Origin of the sequence: Paenibacillus etheri, from assembly GCF_001012825.1 — a bacterium.
Lineage (GTDB): Bacteria > Bacillota > Bacilli > Paenibacillales > Paenibacillaceae > Paenibacillus_AQ > Paenibacillus_AQ etheri.
Window position 1 is genome coordinate 30,842 of the sequence record NZ_LCZJ02000043.1, and the last position, 16,665, is coordinate 47,506.

The window sequence follows — 16,665 nt, forward strand, 5'->3', positions numbered from 1 at the left end:
GCTTTTTAAGCGTAGGGGGCAGTTTTTTTTATTTCACACTAATACGTAATCCGTTGTTAAAAAGAACAACAATCGCTTTCTTTTCATTTAGTGATTGCAATCACTATCGCCTCATATGGCCTGTGCTAATCTGTTATTGAGAATAGTTCTCACAAAAAGGAGAAGAGTTACATGGAAAAAGTGCTGCGAATGGATGAGTCCATATTCGATATGGTATCACGGCATCCGGAGGTCATCGAGATTATGGTAGAGCTGGGCTTTAAGGATATCGCTAAGCCTGGCATGCTGCAGACGGCTGGGCGTTTCATGACCCTATCCAAAGGAATCAAGTTGAAGAAAATGGATCTCGACACCGTGAAGTTAGCATTTGAACGACATGGCTTCGAGATTATGAAATAAAGGAATCTATAACCAAACTTCATTAAGGAGAGATCAATAATGAGTGAACTGATAAATAATCGTGAGGTTGATGTACCGGAGCAGACTCGTCGCCAAGCCATGCTCAAGGAGATTATTAAAGAACTGCATGCAGGCAAAAGTGTTGAAGAGGTTAAGGCACGCTTCGAGGAAGCTGTAGGCGATGTTACCGTAGCGGAAATATCTGCTATGGAGCATTCATTAATGACTGAAGAAGGTATTCCGGTCTCAGAGGTACAACGACTTTGTTCGGTCCATACAGCAATTTTTAAAGGTTCTATTGAGCAAATTCACCGTTCGTCTAAGCCTGAGGAGCAGCCAGGGCATCCAGTGCACACCTTCAAGCTAGAAAACCGTGAGATTGAAAGACTTGTTAACTTCCGTTTAGATTTACACGCAACCAAATTTCAGAAGAATGACAGCGAAGAACTCATCTTCAAGCTGTTGGAGGATCTAAGCTTGCTGCTAGATCTTGATAAACACTACAGTCGTAAAGAGAATCTTCTATTTCCTTACCTCGAAAAGTATGGGATTTATGGGCCAACCAAGGTTATGTGGGGAGTGGATGATAATATCCGCCGTATGATTAAAGAGGCAAAAGCGGCACTCAACAATTACAGCGGAAACGCAGCAGAAATAGGTGTTCAGCTTGAGGAGATCATTAAGGAAGTTAATGAGATGATCTTTAAAGAAGAGAACATTTTACTACCTATGTCGCTGGACAAATTGACGGAAGACGAATGGGTCAAAATCGCTCGTGAGAGTGATGAGATCGGATTCTGCCTAACGGCGCCGGAGCAGGAGTGGATACCCGAGCGCGCCGCAGAGCCGGAAGGTGCAGTGCTGGGAAACGAAGAGGGAGCAGCTCCGCAAGAAGGGTTCATACGTTTTGAGACAGGGCTGTTGTCACTGCATCAGCTAGAGACCGTGCTCAATCACCTGCCGGTAGATTTGACATTCATTGATGAGAATGATGTCGTTCGATATTTTTCACACGGGAAAGAACGTATCTTTGCTCGGACAAAGGCGGTTATCGGTCGTACGGTACAGAACTGTCATCCTCCGCAAAGTGTGCATGTGGTAGAGAAGCTTTTGGAAGATTTTAAGGCAGGTCTTAAGGATGCTGAAGACTTCTGGATTGCCATCAAGGATAAATTCATCTATATCCGTTATTTCGCTGTCCGCGACGAGACTGGCCGGTATATGGGTACGCTGGAGTTTACGCAAAATATCGCTCCAATCCGTGCACTAGAAGGACAAAAGCGTATTTTATCAGAATGAATGCGGGTTTTGGGTTATTTTCCAAATAATAATATAGGTAGAGGACTCTCTTACTTAGCGTAAGAGGGTCTTTTTAGAATATAATAGAGTATACTCTTAAAATAAGGAATTCCCGGGTGTGTTGTCTTTCCTTGACCACAGAGGGGGCTTCTATTATAGTTGGTACTTAGGATTAACTATTTTAGTATAAAAAAAGGTGGCTTGTTACATGTCTGAGAATATCTACGTTGGCGTGGATTTGGGTGGAACTGCAATTAAGGTTGGGATCTGCAATGCTGAGGGAACTCTACTGCATACTTATGAGGGACCTACAGGAACTGCAGAAGGTGTCGATACTGTTATCGATAATATCGAGAAGTATGTACGCCAAATTGTGGAGGATTCCCCGTACTCATGGGATCAGCTTGCAGGTGTAGGAGCGGGCGTAGCCGGGTTCACAAATATTCGTGAAGGAATCATTATCCTTGCGCCCAACATAGGATTTAAAGATGTGCCGATTCGCTCCATTTTGGAAGATCGCTGGAACAAGCCTGTCAAAATAGACAATGATGCGAACGTGGCTGCCCTGGGTGAAGCTTGGAGTGGTGCAGGACGCGGGATTGAAAACTGTGTCTGCTATACGCTTGGAACAGGTGTGGGTGGCGGAATCATTATTAATGGAAAAATTTATCAAGGTTTTGCAGGCCTAGCCGGTGAGCTTGGTCATATCACAGTAGTGCCGGATCTGGAAGCTATTCAATGTGGTTGCGGTAATATGGGATGTCTGGAAACCGTTTCCTCCGCTACAGGAATTATTCGTATGGCTAATGATGCAGTAGCACGTGGTGATCGTACTTCCCTCTCTATGGTAGAGAAAATTGCTGCGAAGGAAGTCTTTGATGCGGCTAAGGCTGGCGATGAAGTAGCGATTCGCATAGTAAACCGTGCAGCATACTATCTGGGTAAATCTATGGCTTCTGTTGCGGCCGTGCTTAACCCTGAGGTCTTCATCGTTGGTGGTGGTGTGTCTAAGGCTGGAGATATTCTATTTGATGAAGTTCGTCGTGTGTTTGCTAAGTTGGCACCGGCTCCACTTCAGACTGGAGTTACGATTATCCCAGCAGAGCTTGGCAATGATGCAGGTATTGTTGGTGCTGCAGGCCTTTTGCTTCGTTCTTAAAAGATAGGGAGTATTCATATACTAATTTAGGGAGGGGACGCTTTAATGACCGAATTGGACAATTCTCCAACGGCTGGAGCCACCCTGATCATTATTACCGGAATGTCAGGTGCGGGTAAGACAATTGCTGTACAGAGTCTGGAAGACCTAGGGTTCTTCTGTGTCGATAATTTACCGCCGGTGCTGATCCCTAAGTTTGCAGAATTGATTGAGCAGTCGAAGGGTAAGATCGCCAAGGTAGCTCTTGTAATTGACCTGCGCGGTAGGGAATTCTTCACTGCTTTGTCCGAGTCTCTAGCCTATATCAAAGATGAGTCAACTATTGGCTGTGAAATCTTGTTCTTGGATGCTACGGATTCGGTACTTGTGCAGCGTTACAAGGAAAGCCGGCGTCATCATCCTCTAGCACCTAAGGGACTTCCGCTTGATGGTATCAAGCTAGAACGTAAAATGCTTGAGGAGTTAAAGAATTCAGCTACATTATGTCTGGATACTAGCAGTATGAAACCAGTGCAGCTCAAAGAGAAGATTGTATCGCGGTTCTCGCATTTAGGAAAAAGCACACTCTCCGTCAATATTACATCGTTCGGATTTAAGTATGGCATTCCTATTGATGCAGACCTCGTCTTCGATGTTCGCTTTTTGCCTAACCCACATTATGTGGATCACCTGCGGCCAAAAACGGGTCAGGATAGCGATGTCTATGATTATGTAATGAAGTGGCCTGAAACACAGGTGTTCCTGACCAAACTGCTCGATATGCTTCATTTTTTAATTCCACAATATCGTAGGGAAGGTAAATCCCAGATTATTATCGGCATTGGCTGTACAGGCGGGAAACACCGTTCTGTAGCCATTTCTGAATATTTGGGAAAAATGCTGGGCGTCAGCGAAACGGAATCCGTAGCCGTGAGTCATCGGGATTCCGAGCGTGATCGGCACTAATGAGAGAAGGGGTCCATAGTGGCTGAAGAACAAAGACAGCGTCCACGTATCGTCGTTATGGGCGGTGGGACGGGGCTATCTGTTATGCTTCGTGGCTTAAAAGAAAAGCCGCTAGATATTACAGCTATAGTTACCGTAGCAGATGATGGAGGAAGCTCGGGCATTTTGCGCAGTGAACTGCAAATGCCTCCTCCTGGGGACATCCGCAACGTATTAACAGCTATGGCTGATGTAGAGCCGCTCATGGCGGATATTATGAGATATCGTTTCAACACGGGCGAAGGCTTGGCGGGTCATAGTCTTGGTAATCTAATCCTTGCTGCGCTAACAGATATATCTGGCGATTTTGTCACAGCTGTTCGCGAGCTTAGCCGACTATTCGCTGTTCGCGGACGGGTATTGCCCGCTGCGGGGGATGCCGTTGTGTTGCGTGCAGAAATGTCGGATGGCACGATTATCACGGGTGAATCTAAGATACCGGAAGCCGGCGGGATCATCAAACGGGTGTCTTTGGAGCCTGCGGACGTAGAACCGTTGCCTGAAGCACTTGAAGCGATTCGAAATGCTGATGCGATTCTTTTGGGTCCAGGGAGTCTCTATACGAGCATTCTTCCGAATCTACTTGTTCCTAAGCTGGCAGAAGCAGTTGTATCTTCTGATGCAATCAAAATCTTTGTCTGCAATGTAATGACTCAGCCTGGTGAAACGGACAATTATACCGTAAATGATCATCTGCAAGCCGTTTATGATCATATTGGAATTCATTTATTTGATTATATTATTGTTAATGACGGTGAAATTCCAGAGCAGGTTCAGACGAAGTACGCGGAGAAGGGTGCACGTCCGGTACAACTCGACAAGGATGTACTAGAGGGCAGCAGTTATAAAGTCATAGCGGATAAGCTAGTGTTATTCCGAACTTATTTAAGACATGATACAGATAAGCTTAGTCATCATATCTATCAGCTTGTGCAAGATTGGATAAACAGAAACCCTAGGGTATAACATAAAATATAAGAAAGTATAAGTTTTACACCTATACTTTCTTATATTTCTCGCTTAAACGCTTACCGTCCTCAAAAGGACGCCGAAGGCGTTTATGCTTGTATATATGAATGACGTACTTATTTCAGAAAGAGGTGAGACCCTTGTCTTTTGCGGCCCTTACCAAAAAAGAGCTGACGATGGTGGAGAGTGAGCCTTGTTGTGAGAAGGCGGAAATGTCAGCGCTTATCCGTATGAATGGATCTGTGCAGCTTTCAAGCAAAAAGGTTATTCTCGACATTTCGACGGAGAACGCCGCGATTGCAAGGCGGGTATATTCTTTACTTAAGAAATATTACCAGGTCCATATTGAGCTACTCGTGCGTAAAAAAATGCGTTTGAAGAAAAATAACGTTTATATCGTTAGAATCCCTAGTCGCGTACAGGAAATCTTAAATGATCTCAGAATTGTATCCGAAGGATTTATTTTTACCGACGGTATTGATAAAGAGATTGTTGGGAATAACTGCTGTAAGCGTGCTTATTTGCGTGGTGCTTTTTTGGCCGGCGGATCGGTTAATAATCCGGAGGGTTCCTCTTACCATTTGGAGATTTCCTCAATGTATGAGGAACATTGTAAGGCGCTAGTCGATCTAGCTGGTGAATTTCACCTAAACGCACGCTGCATTGAACGTAAAAAAGGGTTCATTCTATACATTAAAGAAGGCGAGAAGATTATCGAATTCTTAAGTCTGATCGGGGCGCATCAAGCGTTGTTCAAATTTGAGGATGTAAGAATTATGCGTGATATGCGTAATTCCGTGAATCGGATCGTGAATTGCGAGACCGCGAATCTCAATAAAACGATAAGTGCCGCGGTGCGGCAGATTGAGAATATCAAACTGCTGCAGCGAGAAGTGGGGCTGGAGAGCTTGCCGGATAAACTGCGAGAAGTTGCAGAAATTCGAATGGCACATCCGGATATCAACCTTAAAGAGGTTGGTGAAATGCTGAAAGGTACGGTTAGTAAGTCCGGAGTAAATCATCGGCTTCGTAAGATTGATGAACTGGCGGACAAGGTTCGAGGCGGCTAGTCACTTTTTTTCTAGTGTGGTTTACGTTATAATGATATAATAATATAAAATTAATGTGAAATTTTTGGGGAGAACTCAATTAGGGGGTAAGCGTTTCATGACAAAGCACCCGGTAGTTGTTCGGTTGAAGACAGGGCTACACGCTCGACCGGCAGCATTGTTTGTGCAAGAAGCTAACAAGTTTTCGTCGGAGATTTTCGTGGAAAAAGACGATAAAAAAGTAAACGCCAAAAGTATTATGGGTATTATGAGCCTAGCGATCAGTTCCGGCACGGAGATCTATATCAGCGCGGATGGTGCAGACGCGGATCAAGCTGTAAACGCTTTGACGAGTCTCGTTAGCAAAGAAGAGCTTGAGAACCAATAATCTTTTGAAATGACTTTTTATCGCGTGACCAAAAGCCCTTCGGGGCTTTTTTTAATACCAAAAAATAGTTTTTCAGTGTGCAACATTTACCAGAAAGACTCGTCTAGAGGATAATAACAAATCACAAAAGATGAAAGGGGCTGGCAAATATGAAAGGTTTGGTAAAGAAGATTGGTTCAGTGTTGATCGTAGGGAGTTTGTTAATTGGAGGGATTAGCATGAGCGGTGTCTTCCAAGGTCCTGCAAAGGCTTACGCAGATGATGTGCAGAAAAATGTCGTTAGTGTAGTAGGTAAAGGTGAATTGTCCATCAAGCCGGATATTGTATACTTGTCCATCGGTGTGGATACTACGGCTACAACCGCGCAAGAAGCGCAAAAAACAAATGCTGCTAAAATTCAAAAGATCACTACACTACTGAAAGGGACTTGGAAAATCGCAGATAAGGATATTCAAAGTACCCAATTTTATGTGCAACCCAACTATAGCTATAGCGAAAAAGAAGGACAGCAAGTGAAAGGATACAACGCGAATCATACACTGTTAGTGTCTTATAGAGATCTGACTAAGGTTGGTGAATTGCTGGACGCTGCATCTGCAGCAGGGGCAAATAATATCGGAAATGCACGTTTTTCCGTGGAAGATACTTCTGCCTTTGAAGCTCAGGTGATTGAAAAGGCGATGGCGAACGCAGATGTTAAAGCAGGAGCTATTGCTAAGGCAGCTAAACGTAGCTTGGGTCAAGTAATCACGGTCAGCCAAAATGATGGCAATGTCACTCCGGTTTATTTTGAACAGAATCTAAAAATGGATATGGCTGCAGCAGATGCTGGTGCAAGCACATCCGTTCAACCAGGAGTAGTTAAAGTTACAACACAGCTAAGCGTAATGTATGAATTGAAATAGTAGCAGAACAAGATGATTGCAGAGAGGAGAGGGGATCTTCCACTAGTAATAGTGGGGGACGCCTCTTTTTTTTTGTGAAAAACTCTAAGATTAGGTTTAATAAATTGGAAAGGGGTGGGAAAATAATATGATGAATATTTCGAAAAGAATAGTACGCAAATGGGGTATAGGCTTGATGTACACAGCTTATGCTGCAGGGTTCCCGGAATATACCTTTAGTTTCAAAGAACTGTTGCCGGAAGGCGGTAGCCCATTTGCTGCTGTAAAATAAATTGAGAAGTCGTAACCGCTGGTGACAGCACTGGACATCTCCCCCTTACCAGAATCACCTCGAATTCATATGCTAAATGGAGGAACTAGTTTATGAACGGGGGAGAGCTATGAGCTATCAATACACTGCAATTGGCGATTCCTTGACGACTGGATTTGGCGCTCTGCCAGGTAACGGTTTTGTACCGGTGTACCGTAGAATGGCGGAAGGGAGACTGCGTTCTAATGTAGCCTCTACAAATTTGGGCGTGAATGGATTGACTACTTCTGAATTGGAACATCGGCTACGGGGGAGTTCAATGACTCGCGAAGCCATTCGGGCGGCCGACATTATCACTCTATCCATTGGTGGCAATGATTTAATCCATGCTGCGAAGGCTGCAGCTAGACAACCTGAAAATCTATCTAAAGAGCTGCGAAGATCACTGCAAGAATGCAAACAGAATTTCGCTGCAATTATGAGTATTCTATTCCAGTTGAAGGCTGGAACGCGCAGACCTTATATCATTCGGATTGTGGGACTGTATAATCCTTATCCTCAGGTAGTGGGTGCAACAGAGTGGGTGCGTCAGTTTAACCGCTATGCCTCTCAGTACAGTAGCAGAGTATGTGGATTTGCTTCTATTTATAATGAGTTTGCTGGAAACGAGAGAGGGCTTTTATCGATTGACCACTTACATCCAAATGGTAGAGGCTACCGTGTGATTGCTGAGAAACTCGATGCGCTTGGGTATGGCGGTTTGAATTAATTGAGATTCGTATGAAGCAGTGGTCTGAAAAGTAAAGAGGCAGTACGCTAACCATCAAGTGGATAGGGTACTGCCTCTTTATGTTGTTGTTCTATAGCTTACACACCGCTAGGCAGTGTCTTCTCGATGACTTTATCAACGATACCGTAAGTTGCCGCGTCTGCAGCAGTCATGAAGTAATCACGATCTGTATCCTTCTCAATACGTTCTAGCGGTTGACCCGTACGTTCTGCAAGAATACGATTCAACTTATCACGCAATTTCAGGATACGGCGGGCACGGATTTCGATATCCGTTGCTTGACCTTGAGCACCACCCAGAGGTTGGTGAATCATGATCTCACTGTTAGGCAACGCGAAGCGTTTGCCTTTAGCGCCAGCGTTAAGTAGGAAAGCTCCCATGGAAGCAGCCATACCCACACAGATGGTGGAAACGTCCGGTTTAATGTACTGCATTGTATCAAAAATAGCCATACCTGCAGTAATGGAACCGCCGGGGCTATTCACATAAAGGTGAATGTCCTTCTCCGGGTCTTCGGCAGCCAAGAACAGCATTTGTGCGATGATAGAATTGGCTACCACGTCATTAACCTCCGTTCCAAGGAAAATGATGCGGTCCTTCAGCAGGCGGGAATAGATGTCATAAGCGCGCTCACCGCGGTTGCTCTGTTCTACTACCATAGGAATATAACTCACGTGGAAAACCTCCTTGATATTGGTTCTTCAAATGTATTCATTTTTACTCTTGCCGTATTACCCACATGATAAACAAATTCAAACAAAAAGTCAAAGAAAGTCAAACTTATATTCAAAAAAAAGAGCCGACACGCGGCTCTTTGGTTAAGTAGTAGTATAGGCACTACTAAATTATGTACGAAAGTGAAATTAATGGCGCGCCCGCCAAGAATCGAACTTGGATCTCAGGCTTCGGAGGCCTACGTCATATCCATTGGACCACGGGCGCAACAAAAATGATTATACTACAATTTCTGTGCAATTGCAATGAATTAATAATACTGTACACGGGTTCTATCCCTTGTCTTCAAGGTGGACAAGCGTACATTGTCTTTCACTCAGTGATAGAATCTGGATTGTTAATGACAGGTTTTAGGAGCTGTACCTCTTTCCCGATCTTATAAATGTATAAGAAGACAAGCGCTTGAGAATTCTACTCTCGGAAGACTTGCACTTCGAGCAAAATTTGGTTAGAATATGAGTGGGACTTAAAAAGTTTACCCGGGACATTTTGAGACCATGAACAAGGGAATAGAGGAAGACGAAGTTGCAGGAGTGAAAGTATGCGTAATTTATTAGATATCCAAAAGCAGCTTCTGCCTGATCTCATGGAAACCCTTAAGAGACGGTACACGATTCTCCATCAGATCATGCTGTCCGATATAATTGGACGCAGAACGCTTGCCGCTTCACTTGATATGACTGAGCGGGTGCTGCGTGCCGAGACGGATCTTCTGAAATCGCAAGGGCTCATTGAGATCGAGAGCGTTGGTATGCGCATTAGCGCTGCCGGGCGTAGACTGCTTGATTTACTAGAGCCGGTCGTTAAGAGCCTGTTTGGTCTGGATGATCTGGAAGAGAAAATTCGGGCAACGTATGGTCTGGATAAAGTTATTGTGGTGCCGGGTGATTGTGAATCATCGCCGTTCACCAAACGTGAGCTTGGCCGAGCAGGTGCAAAAGCGCTGCTCAGTGTACTTCGTACAGATGATATTGTTGCTGTCACAGGTGGATCAACGCTTGCCGATATGGCTGATCAACTGACACCGCCGTTATCCCTTTCCTATAAGAACGCTTGGTTTGTTCCGGCGCGTGGTGGATTAGGAGAGAGTATGGAGATTCAAGCCAACACGATTGCTTCAACAATGGCAAAGCGGGTTGGAGCGAATTATCGGTTGCTGCATGTCCCTGATTTGCTTAGTGGCGATGCTTACCAGTCATTAGCACTTGACTCTAATATTGGGGAGATTGTACAAACCATTCGCAGTTCGCGTATTATTGTACATGGGATTGGGGATGCCATTGAAATGACTCGCCGCCGCAAGCTGGATGAGACTACAGTCTCAGAGATCCAGGGTGAGGGAGCAGTGGCCGAATCCTTTGGCTATTATTTTAACGAAGACGGTAAGGTTGTCCATACCATGCTTACGATGGGACTACGTCTAGAAGATATTGTTCGGACGGAGACAGTCATCGGTATTGCTGGAGGCAAACCAAAGGCCAAAGCCATTCATGCCATGCTGCGTTTCGGGCAGGAGAATATACTCGTCACGGACGAGGCTGCTGCTGTGGAAATAGGCAAGGGAATTGACAATCAGTTACAGATATCCTCGTAACTCACCAGAACATATATCTTGCATTATACTTAACATTGTTGTCATGACAGGCTTCACGGTCTGTTTTGAATAAATAAAACGAATTCTAGGAGGAACTATTCAATGAGTGTTAAAGTTGGAATTAACGGGTTTGGTCGTATTGGACGTCTTGCTTTCCGCCGTATTCAAAATGTAGAAGGTATCGAAGTGGTAGCAATCAACGATTTGACTGACGCTAAGATGCTTGCTCATTTGCTTAAATATGATACAACTCAAGGTCGCTTTGATGGAGAAGTAGAAGTACATGACGGATTCTTCAAAGTAAACGGTAAAGATGTTAAGGTTCTTGCTAACCGCAACCCTGAAGAATTGCCATGGGGCGACCTTGGTGTTGACATCGTTCTTGAGTGCACAGGTTTCTTCACAACTAAAGAAGCTGCTGAAAAACACTTGAAAGGTGGAGCTAAGAAAGTAGTTATCTCCGCTCCAGCTACTGGCGACATGAAAACTGTCGTTTACAACGTTAATGATGACATTCTTGATGGTACTGAGACTGTTATTTCCGGCGCATCTTGCACAACGAACTGCCTAGCTCCAATGGCAAAAGTATTGAACGACAAGTACACTATTGTTGAAGGCTTGATGACTACAATTCACGCTTACACTGGCGACCAAAATACTTTGGATGCTCCACACGCTAAAGGTGACTTCAGACGTGCTCGTGCAGCAGCAGCTAACATCGTTCCTAACACTACTGGTGCAGCAAAAGCAATCGGTCTAGTTATTCCTGAATTAAAAGGTAAATTGGACGGAGCAGCTCAACGTGTTCCTGTAGCAACAGGTTCTTTGACTGAGCTAGTGACAGTTCTTGAGAAAACTGTAACTGTTGAAGAAATCAACGCAGCAATGAAAGCAGCAGCGAATGATTCTTTCGGATACACTGAAGATGAAATCGTATCTTCTGACATCGTAGGCATCACTTACGGTTCCCTGTTCGATGCTACTCAAACTAAAGTAATGACAGTTGGCGACAAACAATTGGTTAAGACAGTTTCTTGGTATGACAACGAAATGTCTTACACTGCACAATTGATCCGTACTTTGGAAAAATTCGCTAAAATCGCTAAGTAATTGATTTGATATAAGCAACATCAATAGAGCGGAAACAGGAGTTAATTGTTTCCGCTCTTTCTAAAATTATTAGACTTGTTTCCTGCTAGAGACAATTTTGGGTGTGGAGGAATTAATCATGAACAAAAAGAGCGTCCGTGATGTAGAAGTAAAGGGTAAACGCGTATTTGTACGCGTGGATTTTAACGTACCTGTAGAAGACGGTAAGATTACTGATGATACTCGTATTCGCGAAACCCTTCCAACCATTAAATATTTGATCGAGAACGGTGCGAAGATCATTCTTGCCAGTCACATGGGTCGTCCTAAAGGCCAATTCGTAGATTCCATGCGTTTGACTACTGCTGCTGAACGTTTGTCCGAGCTTCTCGGCAAATCAGTAGCTAAAGCTGACGAAGCTGTTGGCGAAGCTGTAAAAGCAAAAATTGCTGAGCTAGGCGAAGGCGACGTACTTGTACTTGAGAATGTTCGTTTCTACCCAGGCGAAGAAAAGAACGATCCTGAATTGGCTAAACAATTCGCTGAACTAGCTGATTTGTTCGTCAATGATGCGTTTGGTGCGGCTCACCGTGCACATGCTTCGACAGAAGGTATCGCTCATTTCCTACCGGCTGTATCCGGTCTTTTGATGGAGAAAGAATTGTCCGTTCTGGGTAAAGCTCTTTCTAACCCTGAGCGTCCTTTCACTGCAATCATCGGTGGTTCGAAAGTTAAAGACAAGATTGATGTTATTGATAACTTGCTGTCTTTGGCTGATAACGTACTGATCGGCGGTGGATTGTCTTATACATTCACCAAAGCTCAAGGCTTCGAAATTGGTAAATCACTTGTAGACAACGACAAACTTGATGTTGCTCTTGGATTTATTGAGAAAGCTAAAGCACTTGGCAAAAACTTCATGCTTCCAGTAGACGTTGTTGTTGCTGATAAATTTGGTGCAGATGCTAACACTAAGATTGTTGATTACAATGAAATCCCAGAAGGCTGGGAAGGACTTGATATCGGACCTAAGACTCGTGAACTTTATGCCGATATTATCAAAAACTCCAAGCTGGTTGTCTGGAATGGACCTATGGGCGTGTTTGAAATCGATAAATTCGCTGAAGGTACACTTGAAGTAGCAAAAGCTTGTGCAACAACTGAAGGTTACACTGTTATTGGTGGCGGAGATTCCGCAGCAGCAGCAGAGAAATTCCATCTGGCTGACCAAATGGATCACATCTCCACTGGTGGTGGTGCATCCCTTGAGTTCATGGAAGGCAAGGCGCTTCCTGGCGTAGAAGCACTGAACGACAAGTAAGACGTATAGAAGGAGGCAACTTAATTCATGAGAACACCAATTATTGCGGGTAACTGGAAGATGTTCAAAACAGTTCCTGAAGCAGAAAGCTTTATCGCTGATATCAAAGGCAAAGCAGAAGTAGAAGGCGTTGAGACTGTAATCTGCGCTCCATTTACTAACCTGCCTGCACTTGTAGCAGCTGCAAAAGGTACAGACATCAAGATTGGCGCACAGAACCTACACTTTGAAGATAACGGTGCTTACACAGGAGAAATCAGTGGTGTAATGCTTAGCGATCTCGGCGTAGACTATGTAATCATTGGTCACTCAGAACGTCGTGCTTATTTTGGCGAAACAGATGAAATCGTGAATAAGAAAATGCACGCTGCATTCCGTCACGGTATCACTCCAATCGTATGTGTTGGCGAAAAGCTCGAAGAGCGTGAAGCTGATCAAACTAAAGCAGTATGTAAAGTACAAACTGAAGCTGCATTCCAAGGACTTAGTGCCGAGCAAGCAGCAAAAGTTGTCATTGCATACGAACCTATCTGGGCTATTGGCACAGGTAAATCTTCCACTTCCCAAGATGCTAACGAAGTTATTGCTTACATCCGCAGTCTTGTAAAAGATCTGTATGATGCAGCAACAGCTGAAGCTGTTCGTATTCAATACGGCGGCAGCGTGAAGCCTGAGAATGTAACTGAGTACATGGGCCAAAGCGACATCGATGGTGCGCTTGTTGGCGGTGCCAGCTTGCAACCTGCTTCCTTCGTTCAATTGGTTGAGGGGGCGAAGTAAGATGTCAGCTCCAAAACCTGTAGCTTTGATCATCATGGATGGTTTCGGTTTGCGTGGAACAACAGAAGGCAACGCCGTTGCTCAAGCTAACAAACCTAACTATGACCGTTACTTGAAACAATATCCTAATACTACCCTTACTGCTTGTGGTGAAGCTGTTGGTCTTCCAGAAGGCCAAATGGGCAACTCTGAAGTAGGGCACTTAAATATTGGTGCAGGACGGATTGTATACCAGGATTTGACTCGTATCGATAAATCGATCCGTGAGGGCGAATTCTACGATAATGAAACACTGGTAGCCGCAGTTAGAAATGCTAAGAACACAGGTAAAAAGCTTCATCTTTACGCTCTTGTATCCGACGGAGGGGTACATAGCCATATTAATCACCTGTTTGCTATGCTTGACCTGGCTAAGAAAGAAGATATGCACGAAGTGTATATCCATGCTTTCATGGATGGTCGGGACGTACCTCCAGATAGTGGTAAGAAGTTTGTTCAAGATCTGGTTGCTAAGATTGAAGAAGTTGGAGTAGGTACAATTGCAACGGTATCCGGACGTTATTATGCAATGGACCGTGACAAACGTTGGGATCGTGTAGAAAAAGCCTATCGCGCAATGGTTTATGGCGAAGGCCCGAAATACACGGATGCTCTGCAAGCTATCACTGCATCTTATTCAAATTCCGTGTTCGATGAATTCGTTGAACCTAGCGTGATTGTAGACAGTGAAGGCAAGCCGGTGACGCAGGTTCAAAGCGGTGATTCCGTCGTGTTCCTCAACTTCCGTCCTGACCGCGCTATTCAATTGTCACAAGTGTTCACGAATCAAGATTTCCGCGGTTTCGACCGGGGGCCTTTGTTCCCACAAGACTTGCACTTCGTATGCCTGACTACTTTCAGCGAAACGGTACAAGGTTATGTAGCCTATTCACCGAAGAACCTGGATAACACATTGGGTGAAGTACTTGTTCAACAAAACAAGAAGCAACTGCGCATCGCGGAAACTGAGAAATATCCGCACGTAACGTTCTTCTTCAGTGGTGGACGTGATGAGGAACTTCCAGGAGAAACTCGTATCTTGATCAACTCTCCTAAAGTAGCAACTTATGATCTTCAACCTGAGATGAGTGCTTACGAAGTGGCTGCAGCCTGCGTAGCAGAAATCGAAGCGGAAAGACAGGATGCTATTATCCTTAACTTTGCAAACCCTGATATGGTTGGACACTCCGGTATGCTGGAGCCAACAATTAAGGCTGTAGAGGTAACTGATGAGTGCGTTGGTAAAGTAGTGGACGCAGTGGTTGCCAAAGGCGGCGTTGCGATCATTATCGCCGATCACGGTAATGCAGACATGGTGTTTGATGAGAACGGTCGTCCGTTCACAGCTCATACCACTAACCCGGTTCCGTTCATCCTCACAGATGAAAATGTTGTATTGCGCGATCGCGGTATCCTTGCTGATGTAGCACCAACTATTCTAGATCTGATGGGACTTCCGCAACCTGCGGAAATGACCGGACAATCCATGATCGCTAGTCGCAAATAGGGAAACAATACCTAAGATTAAGCTTCAACAATCAAAACCAAAATATTGTTTAAAGGAGATTAACTAAAATGACTATTATTTCTGATGTTTATGCTCGCGAAGTCCTTGACTCCCGTGGTAACCCTACTGTAGAGGTTGACGTTTATCTTGAATCCGGTGCTAAAGGCCGCGCTATCGTTCCTTCCGGCGCTTCCACTGGTGCTCATGAAGCTGTTGAGCTTCGTGATGGTGACAAATCCCGTTACATGGGTAAAGGTGTTCTGAAAGCTGTTGAGAACGTAAATGAAATCATCGCTCCAGAAGTTATTGGTATGGACGCTCTTGACCAAGTGGGCATCGACAAATTGATGATCACTTTGGACGGAACTCATAACAAAGGTAAATTGGGCGCTAACGCAATCCTAGCTGTATCCATGGCCGTAGCTCGCGCAGCTGCAGCAGCTTTGGATATTCCTTTGTACGTATACCTGGGCGGATTCAACGCTAAAACTCTTCCAGTACCAATGATGAACATCATCAATGGTGGTGAGCATGCGGACAACAACATCGACGTTCAAGAGTTCATGGTTCTTCCTGTAGGAGCTCCAAGCTTCAAAGAAGCTCTTCGTGTAGGTGCAGAAATCTTCCACAACTTGAAATCCGTATTGAGTTCTAAAGGTTTGAACACAGCTGTAGGTGACGAAGGTGGTTTCGCACCGAACCTTGGTTCGAATGAAGAAGCAATCACTACAATTATCGAAGCTATCGAAAAAGCTGGTTACAAACCAGGCGTTGACGTATTCTTGGGTATGGACGTTGCTTCCACTGAGTTCTACAAAGATGGTAAATACACACTTGCTGGCGAAGGTAAATCTTACACTTCCGCTGAGTATGTTGATCTTCTTGCTTCATGGGTTGAGAAATATCCAATCATTACAATCGAAGACGGTATGTCCGAAGACGACTGGGATGGTTGGAAATTGCTTACTGAAAAATTGGGAGACAAAGTTCAATTGGTTGGTGACGACTTGTTCGTTACAAACACTGAGCGTCTTGCAACAGGTATCGAAAAAGGTATCGGTAACTCCATCTTGGTTAAAGTTAACCAAATTGGTACATTGACTGAAACTTTCGATGCTATCGAAATGGCTAAACGTGCTGGTTACACAGCAGTTATCTCTCACCGTTCCGGTGAATCCGAAGATAGCACAATCGCTGACATCGCTGTTGCGACTAACGCTGGTCAAATCAAAACAGGTGCTCCTTCCCGTACAGACCGTGTTGCTAAATACAACCAATTGCTTCGCATCGAAGACGAGTTGGGTGAATTGGCTCAATACAACGGCCTGAAATCTTTCTACAACCTTAAAAGATAATCTGCTTTTATAGCAGAGTACGAAGACCCGCCATTATGGCGGGGCTTTTTTTT

At 44.5% G+C, this 16,665-nt stretch carries 17 protein-coding genes and 1 tRNA gene; 16 read left to right on the top strand and 2 right to left on the bottom strand.

What is annotated here, in order from left to right; translation table 11 throughout:
- The first annotated feature begins 171 nt into the window (after window positions 1-171).
- The 10 genes from UQ64_RS26520 (at window position 172) to UQ64_RS26560 (ending at window position 8,171) form a co-directional block, all read left to right on the top strand.
- The gene (locus tag UQ64_RS26520; protein WP_060626452.1) at window positions 172-399 is read left to right on the top strand and encodes a DUF1858 domain-containing protein; all 228 of its coding nucleotides are present in this window, start codon (window positions 172-174) and stop codon (window positions 397-399) included.
- A gap of 39 nt (window positions 400-438) precedes the next feature.
- Window positions 439-1,698 carry a DUF438 domain-containing protein gene (locus UQ64_RS26525; protein ID WP_060626458.1) on the top strand — a complete coding sequence of 420 codons (1,260 nt, stop codon included), beginning with the start codon at window positions 439-441 and terminating at the stop codon, window positions 1,696-1,698.
- Window positions 1,699-1,906: 208 nt separating this feature from the next.
- Window positions 1,907-2,857, top strand: a complete 951-nt coding sequence (locus UQ64_RS26530) for an ROK family glucokinase (protein WP_060626459.1) — start codon at window positions 1,907-1,909, stop codon at window positions 2,855-2,857.
- A gap of 45 nt (window positions 2,858-2,902) precedes the next feature.
- Window positions 2,903-3,802 carry an RNase adapter RapZ gene (rapZ, locus tag UQ64_RS26535; RefSeq protein ID WP_060626461.1) on the top strand — a complete coding sequence of 300 codons (900 nt, stop codon included), beginning with the start codon at window positions 2,903-2,905 and terminating at the stop codon, window positions 3,800-3,802.
- 57 nt (window positions 3,803-3,859) lie between these two features.
- Window positions 3,860-4,807 (top strand): gluconeogenesis factor YvcK family protein, encoded by a 948-nt coding sequence (locus UQ64_RS26540; RefSeq protein WP_167348529.1) that lies wholly within the window; start codon window positions 3,860-3,862, stop codon window positions 4,805-4,807.
- Between the two features lie 143 nt (window positions 4,808-4,950).
- Window positions 4,951-5,880 (top strand): DNA-binding protein WhiA, encoded by a 930-nt coding sequence (gene whiA, locus UQ64_RS26545; RefSeq protein WP_042123310.1) that lies wholly within the window; start codon window positions 4,951-4,953, stop codon window positions 5,878-5,880.
- A gap of 97 nt (window positions 5,881-5,977) precedes the next feature.
- A complete protein-coding gene (locus UQ64_RS26550) occupies window positions 5,978-6,247 on the top strand; it encodes an HPr family phosphocarrier protein (protein WP_036687106.1) in 270 nt (89 codons plus the stop codon).
- Between the two features lie 149 nt (window positions 6,248-6,396).
- A complete protein-coding gene (locus UQ64_RS26555) occupies window positions 6,397-7,152 on the top strand; it encodes an SIMPL domain-containing protein (protein WP_060626465.1) in 756 nt (251 codons plus the stop codon).
- Window positions 7,153-7,279: 127 nt separating this feature from the next.
- Window positions 7,280-7,423: a hypothetical protein gene (locus UQ64_RS31130; RefSeq protein WP_156417687.1), complete on the top strand. Its 144-nt coding sequence runs from the start codon at window positions 7,280-7,282 to the stop codon at window positions 7,421-7,423.
- A 109-nt stretch (window positions 7,424-7,532) separates the two neighbouring features.
- Window positions 7,533-8,171 (top strand): GDSL-type esterase/lipase family protein, encoded by a 639-nt coding sequence (locus UQ64_RS26560; RefSeq protein WP_060626467.1) that lies wholly within the window; start codon window positions 7,533-7,535, stop codon window positions 8,169-8,171.
- 98 nt (window positions 8,172-8,269) lie between these two features.
- On the opposite strand, the gene clpP is transcribed toward UQ64_RS26560, so the two are convergent.
- Both clpP and UQ64_RS26570 read right to left on the bottom strand, forming a co-directional pair.
- Window positions 8,270-8,866: an ATP-dependent Clp endopeptidase proteolytic subunit ClpP gene (gene clpP, locus UQ64_RS26565; protein ID WP_060626469.1), complete on the bottom strand. Its 597-nt coding sequence runs from the start codon at window positions 8,864-8,866 to the stop codon at window positions 8,270-8,272.
- A gap of 193 nt (window positions 8,867-9,059) precedes the next feature.
- Window positions 9,060-9,134: transfer RNA gene (locus tag UQ64_RS26570), tRNA-Arg, on the bottom strand.
- Window positions 9,135-9,468: 334 nt separating this feature from the next.
- Here UQ64_RS26570 and UQ64_RS26575 point away from each other — a divergent pair.
- From UQ64_RS26575 to eno, 6 genes are all read left to right on the top strand, one after another.
- A complete protein-coding gene (locus UQ64_RS26575) occupies window positions 9,469-10,521 on the top strand; it encodes a sugar-binding transcriptional regulator (protein WP_060626470.1) in 1,053 nt (350 codons plus the stop codon).
- A gap of 102 nt (window positions 10,522-10,623) precedes the next feature.
- On the top strand, window positions 10,624-11,631 hold the full coding sequence (gap, locus tag UQ64_RS26580; protein ID WP_060626472.1) for a type I glyceraldehyde-3-phosphate dehydrogenase: 1,008 nt from the start codon (window positions 10,624-10,626) through the stop codon (window positions 11,629-11,631).
- Window positions 11,632-11,749: 118 nt separating this feature from the next.
- On the top strand, window positions 11,750-12,931 hold the full coding sequence (locus UQ64_RS26585) for a phosphoglycerate kinase (protein ID WP_060626474.1): 1,182 nt from the start codon (window positions 11,750-11,752) through the stop codon (window positions 12,929-12,931).
- Window positions 12,932-12,958: 27 nt separating this feature from the next.
- Window positions 12,959-13,711: a triose-phosphate isomerase gene (tpiA, locus tag UQ64_RS26590; protein ID WP_060626476.1), complete on the top strand. Its 753-nt coding sequence runs from the start codon at window positions 12,959-12,961 to the stop codon at window positions 13,709-13,711.
- Between the two features lies 1 nt (window position 13,712).
- A complete protein-coding gene (gpmI, locus tag UQ64_RS26595; RefSeq protein ID WP_060626477.1) occupies window positions 13,713-15,257 on the top strand; it encodes a 2,3-bisphosphoglycerate-independent phosphoglycerate mutase in 1,545 nt (514 codons plus the stop codon).
- 68 nt (window positions 15,258-15,325) lie between these two features.
- Window positions 15,326-16,612, top strand: a complete 1,287-nt coding sequence (eno, locus tag UQ64_RS26600; RefSeq protein WP_060626479.1) for a phosphopyruvate hydratase — start codon at window positions 15,326-15,328, stop codon at window positions 16,610-16,612.
- Window positions 16,613-16,665: the final 53 nt, after the last annotated feature.

Coding starts and splice junctions, on each gene's coding strand:
- gap (WP_060626472.1), top strand. CDS start 10,624: ATGAGTGTTAAAGTTGGAATTAACGGGTTTGGTCGTATTGGACGTCTT.
- gpmI (WP_060626477.1), top strand. CDS start 13,713: ATGTCAGCTCCAAAACCTGTAGCTTTGATCATCATGGATGGTTTCGGT.
- UQ64_RS26585 (WP_060626474.1), top strand. CDS start 11,750: ATGAACAAAAAGAGCGTCCGTGATGTAGAAGTAAAGGGTAAACGCGTA.
- UQ64_RS26550 (WP_036687106.1), top strand. CDS start 5,978: ATGACAAAGCACCCGGTAGTTGTTCGGTTGAAGACAGGGCTACACGCT.
- UQ64_RS26575 (WP_060626470.1), top strand. CDS start 9,469: ATGCGTAATTTATTAGATATCCAAAAGCAGCTTCTGCCTGATCTCATG.
- UQ64_RS26555 (WP_060626465.1), top strand. CDS start 6,397: ATGAAAGGTTTGGTAAAGAAGATTGGTTCAGTGTTGATCGTAGGGAGT.
- eno (WP_060626479.1), top strand. CDS start 15,326: ATGACTATTATTTCTGATGTTTATGCTCGCGAAGTCCTTGACTCCCGT.
- UQ64_RS26540 (WP_167348529.1), top strand. CDS start 3,860: ATGGGCGGTGGGACGGGGCTATCTGTTATGCTTCGTGGCTTAAAAGAA.
- UQ64_RS26525 (WP_060626458.1), top strand. CDS start 439: ATGAGTGAACTGATAAATAATCGTGAGGTTGATGTACCGGAGCAGACT.
- UQ64_RS31130 (WP_156417687.1), top strand. CDS start 7,280: ATGATGAATATTTCGAAAAGAATAGTACGCAAATGGGGTATAGGCTTG.
- rapZ (WP_060626461.1), top strand. CDS start 2,903: ATGACCGAATTGGACAATTCTCCAACGGCTGGAGCCACCCTGATCATT.
- UQ64_RS26520 (WP_060626452.1), top strand. CDS start 172: ATGGAAAAAGTGCTGCGAATGGATGAGTCCATATTCGATATGGTATCA.
- UQ64_RS26560 (WP_060626467.1), top strand. CDS start 7,533: ATGAGCTATCAATACACTGCAATTGGCGATTCCTTGACGACTGGATTT.
- UQ64_RS26530 (WP_060626459.1), top strand. CDS start 1,907: ATGTCTGAGAATATCTACGTTGGCGTGGATTTGGGTGGAACTGCAATT.
- tpiA (WP_060626476.1), top strand. CDS start 12,959: ATGAGAACACCAATTATTGCGGGTAACTGGAAGATGTTCAAAACAGTT.